General features: G+C 37.4%; 10 protein-coding genes. 5 read left to right on the forward strand and 5 right to left on the reverse strand.

Features of this window, described 5'->3' with window-relative positions:
• Positions 1-48: 48 nt before the first annotated feature.
• From BK577_RS13870 to BK577_RS13880, 3 genes are read right to left on the reverse strand one after another with little or no spacing between them, the layout of a single operon-like run.
• On the reverse strand, positions 49-2055 hold the full coding sequence (locus BK577_RS13870) for an ABC transporter permease subunit (protein WP_078433330.1): 2007 nt from the start codon (positions 2053-2055) through the stop codon (positions 49-51).
• On the reverse strand, positions 2030-2932 hold the full coding sequence (locus BK577_RS13875) for an ABC transporter ATP-binding protein (protein WP_078433331.1): 903 nt from the start codon (positions 2930-2932) through the stop codon (positions 2030-2032). Before BK577_RS13875 ends, BK577_RS13870 begins: the two co-directional genes overlap by 26 nt.
• Positions 2929-3441: a GntR family transcriptional regulator gene (locus BK577_RS13880; RefSeq protein WP_342743286.1), complete on the reverse strand. Its 513-nt coding sequence runs from the start codon at positions 3439-3441 to the stop codon at positions 2929-2931. Before BK577_RS13880 ends, BK577_RS13875 begins: the two co-directional genes overlap by 4 nt.
• Positions 3442-3560: 119 nt before the next feature.
• Here BK577_RS13880 and BK577_RS13885 point away from each other — a divergent pair, with 119 nt between their 5' ends.
• From BK577_RS13885 to BK577_RS13895, 3 genes are all read left to right on the forward strand, one after another.
• Positions 3561-5456 carry an ABC-F family ATP-binding cassette domain-containing protein gene (locus tag BK577_RS13885; protein WP_078433332.1) on the forward strand — a complete coding sequence of 632 codons (1896 nt, stop codon included), beginning with the start codon at positions 3561-3563 and terminating at the stop codon, positions 5454-5456.
• A 94-nt stretch (positions 5457-5550) separates the two neighbouring features.
• Positions 5551-6267 carry a 5-formyltetrahydrofolate cyclo-ligase gene (locus BK577_RS13890; protein ID WP_078433333.1) on the forward strand — a complete coding sequence of 239 codons (717 nt, stop codon included), beginning with the start codon at positions 5551-5553 and terminating at the stop codon, positions 6265-6267.
• Positions 6268-6335: 68 nt separating this feature from the next.
• Positions 6336-7427, forward strand: coding sequence for a nitric oxide synthase oxygenase (locus BK577_RS13895; RefSeq protein WP_281252587.1), 1092 nt, complete (start codon positions 6336-6338; stop codon positions 7425-7427).
• A gap of 372 nt (positions 7428-7799) precedes the next feature.
• On the opposite strand, the gene BK577_RS13900 is transcribed toward BK577_RS13895, so the two are convergent.
• Both BK577_RS13900 and BK577_RS13905 read right to left on the reverse strand, forming a co-directional pair.
• Positions 7800-7931, reverse strand: coding sequence for a YflJ family protein (locus tag BK577_RS13900; RefSeq protein WP_078433335.1), 132 nt, complete (start codon positions 7929-7931; stop codon positions 7800-7802).
• 233 nt (positions 7932-8164) lie between these two features.
• The gene (locus BK577_RS13905) at positions 8165-9442 is read right to left on the reverse strand and encodes an MDR family MFS transporter (RefSeq protein ID WP_078433336.1); all 1278 of its coding nucleotides are present in this window, start codon (positions 9440-9442) and stop codon (positions 8165-8167) included.
• Between the two features lie 109 nt (positions 9443-9551).
• Between BK577_RS13905 and BK577_RS13910 the strand changes: the two genes are divergently transcribed.
• Entirely contained in the window at positions 9552-9923 is a 372-nt protein-coding gene (locus tag BK577_RS13910) for a DnaJ family domain-containing protein (protein WP_078433337.1), read from the forward strand.
• Between the two features lie 262 nt (positions 9924-10185).
• The gene (locus tag BK577_RS13920) at positions 10186-11463 is read left to right on the forward strand and encodes an IS110 family RNA-guided transposase (protein WP_078431673.1); all 1278 of its coding nucleotides are present in this window, start codon (positions 10186-10188) and stop codon (positions 11461-11463) included.
• Positions 11464-11720 lie beyond the last annotated feature (257 nt).

Raw genomic sequence — 11720 nt, forward strand, 5'->3', positions numbered from 1 at the left:
AAAACAAAGAGGACAGCCCCAATATATTTTGGGAACTGTCCTTAACATCTACTGAACCTGACTCTTTATATCTTCTGGTAAATGTGGAGTTGGAATAGATCCGTACCATACATTTCCGTCAGTTAACGTAAGCTTAACATAGTACGTGTTTTCTTCGGAGTACTCAGAGAAATGATAGATGATTGTAGAAAGTGTTTCTTTATCTGAAATTGTTGCATGATTTTCGCCACTTTCAAATATCTCTTCTGTCATATAAACATCCTCTTGTGAATTATGAGGTATGTATGTCACTTCTGCCTTCGTAATATCATCTTCATCCACTCGAGCTTTTTCTAGATAATCATTCTCCTCTAACCATTTTGTAACATGAGTATAAGATTTCTTCCAATCTACCATATATCCCTCAAGCATATAATTTGTATCAGAGTTTGTTGGTTTATATCCCATTTCGATATAAGCCCATGGGGTAGCTGTGCTTACAACATCATCTGCAGACTGTGATAGAAAGTCTTTTTCTATTGCTTTTTTGAATTCCGATATTTCTTTTTCATCGGTAATCATAACAGGGTTGTGCTGATTGCTAGGACCGTAAGGAACAACCTGAATATTGATAACATCATCTCTTTGGAGTTGTAGGTATTCAGGTAAATTCATTTTATAGTCGCTTGCTTCCAATATTGGTTTAAGTTCATCCTGCAATGTGTTAACCGGGATTTGATATTCGCGTTTCAGTTCTTCCCCGTTATTTAACCTGTACACAAAAACCGCTGAAAGTTGGTGTAAATGAATATCATCTTTTTGCTTTTCAATAAAATCTCTTTGTTGAATAATTTCCTCGTGTAAGTTTCTTATATCCTGGATATAAAGTTTTGAGTCAGAATAAGGATCTATATCTATATCACTGTCCTCTAATTCTTGTAAATAGTATGATTCACCAAAGTAAACCTCTTCTATTTGATCCATTCTAGGAAGTTTTGTTTCATAATTGAATACATCTGTTTTAATACTAAAAAGAATGGCGACAAACACGATACTATAAACAGCAAAACCTGTTAAGAAGCGAAGGTGGAAGATACGCCAAGTTTTTTGCAAAATCATTTCTGCAGCCGTGTATCCAATTAAAGCACCGATAATATAACCAAATATAATCCAATTCCAATTTAAGGTTCCTGAAACTGAAAAATAAGTTCCTCCCAGAATCATAGCGCAAAAGGTAACACCATACTTAAAGATTGGTTTCATAAATGAGAAAGCAAAAACTTCGGTTGCTCGTTCAAGTTGTCTATAACGATAGAAGGCTAAGCCCAACACAAATGACAAAATGGTTATCCCTGTATAGATGACTAATTCGACCATCGAGTATGGTTCACTTTCTCCCCAGTTTTCAATAAAACGTATAAAAGGAGACAAATACATTAACTTATCTTCGATGAAAATAGGTGTAAATCCAAATAGTAAATAAGATAGATTATATGAAACTAATGAAACCAAGCCAATCGGCAAAAATAAGAATACGTATGTTAGAATTGCCTGTGCTGTTGTCATACCTGTTATTAAGCCGACAGCTACAGGAAAAGCAAACATCATGCATGTTAAAAGAATAGTTAAACATGTCCACGTTAATAAATCTGATAAGGTTAGAATCCCATCAAAACCTTCAATAGAATTTGCGACGAAAAATGTAATGATGGCAGTTATCATAATCGGAACAATTAATAATAGTAGACCACTGATAATATGGCTAACATATAAGGTTTCTCTCCGTATGGGCAGGCTGTGCATCATATCTACTGAAGATTCGCTTTGGATATAGCGGAAAAGTAGTAAAGCAGCTGCAACCGGGATTGAAAAGTATAATAATACCTGGATTTCAGTATTGACCTTCAGGTAATTATCGTAATCTGTAAATAAAATATACTCTTGTGAAGCGAGCTGTAGAATTCCTAAAGGTACAGCGAATAGTAAACCGAGAAAGTAGACGATGCTAACCCAGCCATGCTGTCTAAAATCTTGTTTAATCACTGCAGGTTTAAAGAAGGATTTTTTCGATTTCATAGCCTACATCCTCCATTTCATAAATGAAAATTTCTTCTAGTGTTAACGGTAATAAATCATAGATGAGAACAGGGGATGAGTGAATAATTTTGTTGATTTGTTCTTCACTGCCCCGAACGATTAAGAGAGAAACACTTCCACGTTTCTCATGATGTAAAATGGTTAATTGATTTAATATGTGCTCTTCATGGGTTGGATCGGCTAAGGCTAGTTGGATTTTGTGAGTATCCGATTTTATATCATCAATTTCCTTTTCAATGATGATTTTGCCATTATGCATGATTCCAACATGATCACATAAATCTTCAATTTCCCGTAAGTTATGAGATGAAATAATGACTGTCAGCCCTCTTTCAGCTACATCTTGGAATAGTAAATTCTTCACTTTTTGTCTCATAACCGGATCCAGACCGTCAATAGGCTCATCAAGGATAAGAACATCAGGCATTGCAGATAATGCCAGCCAAAAAGCGACCTGTCGCTTCATTCCTTTGGACAATCGGTGAACTTTCCGATTTAATTCAATATTAAAGGCGGAACTCAGTTGCTCAAAGCGTTCTTTACTCCAACCTGGATAATATTCTTCATATTGAGAAGCCATCTGAGCAACGGTAGCTTGAGGAAAGAAGTAAATAACATCAGGGATAAAGACAACTTTCTCTTTTATAGCTAAATTTTCATAAGCAGGTAAATCATTAATCTCAATCGTACCTTTATCAGGTCGATTAATGCCTGCAATCATTTTTAATAGTGAGGTTTTACCCGCACCGTTTGATCCGAGTAAGCCGTAAATGGAGCCCTTTTTCACTTGGAGGGTTAGATCATCTACTGCTAAGTGCTTGTTGTATGTTTTGCTTATAGATTGCACTCTAATCATTTCTTCTTTCCTCCCTTTGTTTGTTGATGTGCTTCATCAAACAAGACATATAGATCCTCTTTTGTTAGACCCAGGTATATGGCTTCTGCGATAAGCTTTTGGATATCTTTTTTGAGATCCAGCAGGTTCTGTTCGTTTGTCATTTGTTCAATTGCCGCAACAAAGTTTCCTTTCCCTTTAATGGAGTATAAGTACCCTTGGTTTTCAAGCTCTCGGTAAGCTCTTTGAATGGTATTCGGGTTAACGGTTAATTGACTGGATAGCGCCCTTACCGAGGGTAATTGCTCATCAGGTCTTAAGATGCGGTGAATAATAAGCTCTTTAATCTTATCGACTAACTGTTCGTATATAGGCTTTCTGCTTCTAACATCAAGCTGGAACATTTGCAGCCCCCTTTGTCTTAACTGTATTAATAATGTTAGTACAGTTAATATAGTATATGTTCGTTGTGGAGATTGCAATCGTAAATTGAGAAATATTTTCCAAAAAATTTCTGCAAATTTTGTCATGAAGAAAACATCCTTGATATTACTATTACAGAACATTGCTAACAGGCGCTTGCGCTTTTCTTAATTCAAACTACCTGTTATTCTATACAGAGATAAAAACTGTGAAGGATTGGATAAAGATGAGTATATTACAGGTGGAAAATTTATATAAAACATATGGTGAGAAGGTTTTATTTGATCATATTTCCTTTACGATTGCAGAGAAACAAAGAATCGGATTAATTGGTGTGAATGGTACGGGAAAATCGACATTATTGAAGGTGATTGCCCGAATTGAAACAGCTGACTCAGGAGAAATGACTCATTCTAATTCAATTCGTATTGAGTATCTGCCACAGCAGCCTGAGCTAACAGAGGGCTTGTTTATCTTAGAACAAATATATTTCGGAGATGCACCGATCATGCAGGTTATGAGGGAGTATGAACTGGCTTTAAGTGAGTTGGAGAAGGATCCGGAAAATGAATCAAAATTAAAGCAGTTAATGAATATGCAGCAAAAAATGGATCAACACGATGCCTGGGAGGCAAATACCGTCGCAAAAACAGTTTTGACGAAACTTGGAATTACAGATTTCCAAAAACCTGTTACTCATTTGTCAGGTGGACAAAAGAAGCGTGTGGCGATTGCAAAAGCTCTCATCCAGCCGGCTGACATTTTAATTTTAGATGAACCGACAAACCATCTTGATAATGAAACAATTGAATGGCTGGAAGGTTTTTTAGCACAGTATAGAGGCTCAATTGTGCTCATAACTCATGACAGATACTTTTTAAATCGAGTAACAAATCAAATCTTTGAGCTTGATCAAGGACAGCTTTACACATACTCAGGCAATTATGAAGTATTTTTAGAAAAGAAGGCAGAACGGGAATTGAATGCCGAAAACGCAGAAGAAAAAAGACAGAATTTATTAAGAAGAGAATTAGCTTGGCTTAGAAGAGGGGCAAAAGCTAGAACAACAAAGCAAAAGGCACGTATTGGCAGAGTTGAAGAGCTTCAGGAACAAAAAGGGCCACAAGCAAAGCAGGATTTAGACTTTGCAATAGGTTCAAACCGATTAGGGAAAAAGGTGCTTGAGCTTGAAGATATATCGAAAGCATATGACGGCAGACAGTTAATTAAAGACTTTAGTTATTTAGTAAACCCTGGTGAAAGACTGGGAATCATAGGTCCCAATGGTACAGGAAAATCAACCCTTTTAAACATTATGGCAGGACGAATTAAACCGGACGAGGGAACACTTGAAGTAGGGACAACTGTTAAGATCGGTTTCTATACACAAGAACAGGAAGAAATGGACGAAAATCTTCGAGTTGTTGAGTATATTAAAGAAACGGCAGAGGTTGTTTATACGATTGACAATCAAGTCATCACGGCGGAACAAATGCTGGAACGCTTTCTTTTTCCTAGATCAGCTCAATGGACATATATTCGCAAGCTTTCCGGTGGTGAAAGAAGAAGACTGTATCTACTAAAGGTTTTAATGGAAGAACCAAATGTTCTCTTCCTGGATGAGCCGACAAATGATTTGGACACACAAACATTAAGTGTGTTAGAGGATTATTTAGATCAGTTTCCAGGAGTAGTGTTAACTGTATCACATGATCGCTATTTCCTAGACCGAGTTGTGGACCATTTACTTGCATTTGAAAATAATGGTCATATCACCAGGTTCCAAGGAAGCTATTCTGAATACATGGAAGAGAAAAAGCTGCAAGAAATGATGAAGGAAAAAGAGGCTCCTTCATCAGAAAAGGTTGTGTATAAAAAAGATAAGAAAAAGCGCCTATCCTACAAGGAGCAACAGGAATGGGAGCAAATTGAAGATAAAATTGCTGATCTCGAAGAGCGTAAAACACAGCTTGAGCAGGAAATCGCAGCTGCAGGAAGTGACATCGGGAAAGTAACTGAGTTATATAAGGAACAAGAGCAGGTTGAAAATAAACTGGAAGAAACAATGGGAAGATGGGAAGAACTATCACTTCTTGTTGAGGAAATTGAACAGAATGAATAATTAATTGTAGGGCCTAAGGCAATTATGTGTAATTGTTTTGGGTCTTTTTTATAAGGTATTATACTAGTGTTAACCTAGAAAAGGAGTTATCTGAATGAAAACAAAGGATGAAATCAGACATAAAGTGTGGAAGCAGCTCACAGATGAAAAGAATGGACGCTTTCCTTTTCCATTAGTAAACCGAATTCCAAATTTTAAAGGAGCAGAAAAAGCCGCAGTACATATTGCTTCATTGTCTATATATAAAGAAGCAAAGGTTGTAAAAGTAAATCCGGATGCTCCACAACTCCCATTAAGAAAACAAATCCTTGTCGATGGGAAAGTACTACTGGTCCCGACTCCACGTCTCAAAGCAGGATTTATTATGGTAAAACCGGAATGGGTTCCACCTGGAGAGGAAAGAAAAGCTGCTAGCTTAAGGCATATAAAATCGTACGGGAAAGTAATACCATTAACCGAAATTCCTCCTATTGATTTAATGGTCGTAGGCTCAGTTGCAATTCATCCTGATGGACGACGACTTGGTAAAGGAGAGGGCTATGCAGACAGGGAGTATGCCATTGTGCGTGAGCTTGGAAATCCCCCGGTTCCAATTGTAACATCCATTCATAGCACACAGTTAGTTCATGAAGACATCCCAATAGATACATATGATTTAACGGTTGATTGGATTGCGACAGAAGAAGGAATTACAAAAACAAATACTCCGTACGAAAAACCAAATGGGGTAGAATGGGACCATGTATCAGATGAAGAAATGGAAGAAATGCCTGTGTTAAAGGAGCTTTGGGATCTTAAATATAAAAAATGAGCATTACAATTGTATGTGAAAAGTATGATGTAGAGGACAAAAGCAGAAAGATTATAAGAGGTGACCAAGTGGTTACAAACACAAAACAACTAGAACAAGAGGCGATTGATTTTCTAAAGATTTCTTATCATGAGCTTGAAAAAACAAATGCAGAGTTAGAAATGAGAATACAAGATGTAAAGGTACAGATTGCTAAAACCGGCTATTATGAGCACACCTTTGAAGAGTTGGAGCATGGTGCTAAAATCGCTTGGCGAAATAGCAATAAATGTATTGGAAGACTATTTTGGAACTCCTTAACCGTTTTTGATGAACGAAAAGCAAAAAAGGAAGAAGAGGTGTTCAAAGCATTACAGCAGCATATCTCATTTGCTACAAACTCAGGGAAAATTAGACCGACAATCACAATTTTTAAGCCAAACCATGGAAAAACAGATTGTTTACGAATTTGGAACCATCAGCTTATTCGTTATGCAGGGTATGAAACAGAACATGGAATAATCGGAGACCCAGCCTCTATTGAATTTACAAGAGAATGTGAAAAGCTTGGTTGGAGTGGGGAAGGCACCGATTTTGACATATTGCCATTGATTATTCAATGTGATGACCGTAATCCAAAGTTGTATTCTTTAGAACATGAAGATATTCTAGAAGTACCGATTACTCATCCGGAAAGAGAAGAGTTTAAGGATTTGCAGATCAAATGGTACGGAGTTCCAATTATATCCGATATGATGTTGGAAATTGGAGGAATTATCTATTCGGCTGCTCCTTTTAATGGCTGGTATATGGAAACAGAGATTGGGGCAAGAAATCTCGCAGATTCATTTCGTTATAATCTGTTACCTAAGGTCGCTTCAATCATGAACTTAGAAACGAAAACACTTGCAACGCTTTGGAAAGACAGGGCATTAGTAGAGTTAAATGTAGCGGTTTTGCACTCATTTAAAACAGCGGGAGTAAGTATTGTTGATCATCATACAGCTGCACAACAATTCAAGCTGTTTGAACAAAATGAGCGTACAAGCTGTAGAAAGCTAACTGGTGATTGGACGTGGTTAATCCCGCCAGTTTCCCCAGCGACAACTGATATTTTTCATCAAAGTTATGATAATAAGGTGGAAAAGCCAAATTATTTTTACCAACAACGTCCCTATTAAAAAAGGATGACTCCATCTGTGTGAGTCATCCTTCATCCATTTGGAAAATGCTAATTTAGTAAGTACTGTGGATGGGTGCACCTCATCCAGCTCCAGCGCCTAGCCCCTCGGGGTCATAAGAAGCTCAGGAATTGAAAACAAAGAACGTCTTCTATTCCTAAGCGTCTTATGCCTGTCGGTGCTGTGGAAGGCGCTTGCGCTTTAGTTCCAAGGTAAGAAAGTATAACATTTTGAAATTAGTTTTAGTGTCTAGCTCCAGGCGCCATCGGCTCGAGGTCATAAGGCAAGTAGGAATTGAAGGTAAAGAACAACCTTCTATTCCTACTTGCCTTATGCTTGTCGCCGATAGGCGGGCGCCTTGCGCTTTTCTTATTACTTAGAATGTTTTTCAAGTAGATTAGCTAGAAAATGTTTTTTATAGCTTTCGAGTTTTCTCTCTTCATGACGGCGAACACCAATTTTCTTCAGTTCGTTCACATACCATCCTTTGCTACCGCGATGCATTGAAATCACCCTTTCAGCTTATTTTTTTAGAAAAAACTTATCATCCCAAACAGACGGGACAAAAATAGCCCCTACTCCGTAATCGGAATAGAAGCTATGTTAAGTTTTGTCGTGCCATTGTAACATCTATAAAAAGCTATGAAAAGGGGTTGGATTTTGCTAATATAGCAAAAACGCGCCATAGAGGGAAAGGGGGAAGAAAAATATTTCAATGTTCCTATTTCTCTATCTTTCTAGCTCAATTCAACTTTTTCTATCACTTTCGTTTCTGCCTGCTTAAACATCACATAATATAAAAATCCGCTGAAAAATGCGAACAAAGCAAGAATAATAAATGTAGTTTGATATCCCAACCATAATGACATTGGAATAGCGATCGGTGCAACTGTTCGGCCGATTGTATAACGCAGGCTTGCTGCAGCGAAATACTGACCTCGCATATGCTCCGGTGCAAGTTTTGACACGAATGTTTGCTGAATTCCAGCTGTCATGAGTTCTGCAAGCGTAAAGATCGCCATGGCAATGATGAATAACCAGATAGACTGTGTAAATCCAAAAACAAGCATGGAAAAACCATAGACAATGGAGGAAAATATAAATACATTTCTTTCTTTATATTTCGTCATCCACTTTGTGATAATAATCGTAAATAAGGCAACAAGAAAACCATTTTCAGATAAAATAATGCCGAATACTTGCTCACCATCTAGAGCAAGTGACCAACTACCAATTGAAAGCATTTCTTGTTGATGGATTGTTTCTGTAATATAGACAGGGAGAATCATGTCTAATTGCATAAAGGTAAGGGCAACAAGAACTCCTGCTATGATATACAATAAAAATGCTTTATCACGAAAGATAATTTGGTAATCTCGAACTTGTTTAATGATTGGGCTGAACCATTTAACAGCTTCTTCATTCATATCTGTTTTGTAGGCGGGAGCTGTTTCTCTTGTTTGTTTTGCAAGTAAAAGAGAAAGGAAGATACAGACGACCCCAGCTGCAACTAACACTTCAAATGGATGATTAACATAGAAAATGGTACCTAAAATTGGTCCGATGACAACAGCTATATTAATAGATGTATAGAAAACAGCAAAAACACTGCTGCGATGCTTTTCCTCCACAACATCTGCGACCATTGCCTGTGAAGCAGGCCAATAAAAGGCACCGAAAACACCTGCAAAAGCAAAACAGATAAATCCTAAAATCGGTATTTCAAGCCAAGGGGAATTTGAAAAAGCAAAAAGGATGAATGCAATGCCTTGACCAAATGATGCAAAAACCATCATTGTTTTTCTCCCAAAACGATCAGCAAAATACCCTCCCATTAAGTTTGCAAGAACAGAGAACACTTGCGATATAATAAGAAAGAGACCAGCCTTTTCTTTGCCGAACTCACTTGCAAAATAGATGGTTAAAAAAGGGAAGAACATCCAATAGGTAATGTTCATTAATGCTTCACCAAACAAACGTATTTTAAGGTTAGTATCCCAGTCTTTAATTCTCATCATTGAAACCTCAATTCTTTAATCCTATCGTTCATCATACTCTTTCGGGAATCGTAATACAATGAAGATTTAGTATTTTAAAAAAATAATAATCACTAGGAGTGAGACCATGGATCTGTTTTCAATCATTGCAGAAGATAAGATAAAGAAGGCAATTCAAGAAGGTGAATTTGACAACCTCCCCGGTCAAGGAAAACCCTTGAAATTGGATGATCTGTCACATATCCCTCAAGAATTACGAGTAGCATACAAAGTACTTAAAAACTCAAATATGCTTGATGATGTTGACCAATTAAAAAAAGACATCAGCTCCATCGAAGACCTGCTTCTTGCAAGTGATGATTTAAAAGAATCTGAAGTTTTAGAACAGAAAAAACGGGAAAAACAATTAAAAATAGAAACACTAATGAAAAAAAGAAACCCATTTAACTCCCCTGCCTCAACATTTTATAAAGATAAGATTTTGGATCGGTTTAAATAAGGTATTATGTTAACTTTTTTAAAATGATTGTTTTGGGAGAATTTCCATTCTTTCATACTTATTTAAATGAAGATAGTGGAATGGAGCGGAAGACACTCGACTCCTGCGGGATGTAGAGGAAAGGCTGAGACCCCGCAGGCGAAGCCGAGGAGCATTCCTGTTTATAATCCTAAAGGGTTCTTGCAAAATAAAAAGTCCTCTTGTAAGATGCTTGAGTATCAACTTCCCAATCGAAACTCATCACCATACAGGAGGACATATGATGAATAGTAATATGAATCACAAAATTAATCAAGTTTCTGAACATACGTTGGTCATTGGAATCGATATTGCCAAGCAGAAACATTTTGCATGTGCAGCTGACGATCGTGGCCGTGTGTTAGAAAAATCATTTCCGTTCTTTCAATCAGATGCTGGTTTTGAACAGCTAGTTAAAAGAATCAAGTTTCTACAATCTCGCCATCAAAAATCAGAGGTTATAGTCGGATTTGAACCCACTGGGCACTATTGGATGAACTTAGCTGCATATCTGGTTGATCAGCAAATTCGATTTGTCTTGGTAAATCCTATGCACGTGAATAGAACGAAAGAATTAGATGATAACCTTCAAACCAAAAACGACCAAAAAGACGCTCGCGTTATCGCTAGCTTAATACGTGACGGACGGTTCACTTATTCTCGAATACTAACTGGGGTAGAAGCAGAACTTCGAAACGGAGCGAGCCTTCGGTCGAAATTACAAGAAGATATTACATCTATTAAAAACCGTATGATTCGTTGGACAGATCTTTATTTCCCTGAGTTTCAGCACATATTCAAAAGTTTTGGGAAGAACGCTTGCGCTGTGCTTGAAATGACGCCATTACCAATTGATTTTGATGGGAAAAGTGATGAAGAACTGATTCAGCTATACAAAAATGTAGAAGGACTACAATGTCTTTCTGTTTCTAAGATTCAAAAGTTGAAATTACTAGCCACCAAGTCCATCGGACTTATAGAGGGACTAGAAATGGCACGATTTGAGATAGAAGCATTGCTTTCTCAATTCAAAACTCTTTCTAAACAACTAGAAGCTTTATCTTCTAGATTAACTGAACTCGCTCAACAATTGACAGACTATGAGTATATCTTATCTATTCCTGGTTTAGGTGAAAATACAGCAGTTGAATTACTCTCTGAGATTGGTTCTCTTAGCAAATATGAGCATCCACGCCAATTAATTAAATTAGCGGGACTCACCCTTAGGGAAAACTCTTCGGGCAAACATATAGGCCAAAAGAAAATATCAAAAAGGGGTAGAAGGAAACTCAGAGCTATATTATACAGAGTTATTCTTCCATTAATTCAACATAACATAGCATTTAAATCCCTTTATAAATACTACACAACTCGTACTGTCAATCCGCTGAAGAAGAAAGAAGCCATGGTTGTATTATGTGGGAAGTTACTTAAAATTCTACACGCTTTGTGTGTGAAACGTGTGCACTTTAATGCAAGTCTTATGATGAGAGACCTCCATTGCCTCCAAGAGGCAGCTTGAGCTACTTCTTAGTAGTTTGAAAATCTAAACAAGAGGATGACACGGAGAAGCCGGCACGATATGAGCCATTAGACCAAGAGTCCCTCGAGGAGCATTGCCAGCCTCTGCCTTATGAATAGACCAAACGAAGGAATGTATGCGCTAGACGCCAAGAGACATGGGAGGGTAAGTCATCATAAGTTTCGCAGAGATCCAATGTGCATCACATAAGCACTATAGAGTTAATAATTTCCAATTAGCTCTAGCGAAGCGTAAGC

Origin of the sequence: Metabacillus halosaccharovorans, from assembly GCF_002019635.1 — a bacterium.
GTDB lineage: Bacteria > Bacillota > Bacilli > Bacillales > Bacillaceae > Metabacillus > Metabacillus halosaccharovorans.

What these genes read in the sequence shown, in the direction of transcription:
- BK577_RS13870 (WP_078433330.1), bottom strand. Translation starts at nt 2,055, where the DNA reads ATGAAATCGAAAAAATCCTTCTTTAAACCTGCAGTGATTAAACAAGAT.
- BK577_RS13920 (WP_078431673.1), top strand. Translation starts at nt 10,186, where the DNA reads ATGAATAGTAATATGAATCACAAAATTAATCAAGTTTCTGAACATACG.
- BK577_RS13875 (WP_078433331.1), bottom strand. Translation starts at nt 2,932, where the DNA reads ATGATTAGAGTGCAATCTATAAGCAAAACATACAACAAGCACTTAGCA.
- BK577_RS13900 (WP_078433335.1), bottom strand. Translation starts at nt 7,931, where the DNA reads ATGCATCGCGGTAGCAAAGGATGGTATGTGAACGAACTGAAGAAAATT.
- BK577_RS13910 (WP_078433337.1), top strand. Translation starts at nt 9,552, where the DNA reads ATGGATCTGTTTTCAATCATTGCAGAAGATAAGATAAAGAAGGCAATT.
- BK577_RS13890 (WP_078433333.1), top strand. Translation starts at nt 5,551, where the DNA reads ATGAAAACAAAGGATGAAATCAGACATAAAGTGTGGAAGCAGCTCACA.
- BK577_RS13905 (WP_078433336.1), bottom strand. Translation starts at nt 9,442, where the DNA reads ATGAGAATTAAAGACTGGGATACTAACCTTAAAATACGTTTGTTTGGT.
- BK577_RS13880 (WP_342743286.1), bottom strand. Translation starts at nt 3,441, where the DNA reads ATGACAAAATTTGCAGAAATTTTTTGGAAAATATTTCTCAATTTACGA.
- BK577_RS13885 (WP_078433332.1), top strand. Translation starts at nt 3,561, where the DNA reads ATGAGTATATTACAGGTGGAAAATTTATATAAAACATATGGTGAGAAG.